Below are 327 nucleotides of genomic sequence, written 5' to 3'. Positions count from 1 at the left end.
ACCTGGTTCGCCACTACGCGCTGCCGCGCGAGAAGCTGCTGGGCCCGCCGCCCACGGTCAAGGCGCTCAATGGCGTGAGCTTCGAGGTGCAGGCCGGGCGCAGCGTGGGGATCGTGGGCGAGTCCGGGTCGGGCAAGTCGACCATCGCACGCCTCGTCATGGCTCTGGACAAGCCCACCTCGGGCAGCGTGAAGCTCGAAGGGCGTGAGCTGCACGCCTTGAGCAAGGACGAACTTCGCACGGCCCGGCGCGACTTCCAGATGGTCTTCCAAGACCCCTACGGCTCCCTCGACCCGCGCCAGACGGTCGCGCGCATCGTGGCCGAGC

The 327-nt window shown here is 69.4% G+C and carries 1 protein-coding gene; it reads left to right on the top strand.

Annotated features, from left to right (window positions below):
- Positions 1-2 precede the first annotated feature (2 nt).
- On the top strand, positions 3-327 hold a 325-nt coding region (locus ACODT0_RS42480; protein ID WP_489044063.1), incomplete at its 3' end, for an ATP-binding cassette domain-containing protein.

Source organism: Variovorax sp. FG153 (assembly GCF_057809595.1).
Note: the sequence above shows the minus strand (reverse complement) of the source record. Positions and strands in the feature narration are given on the sequence as shown.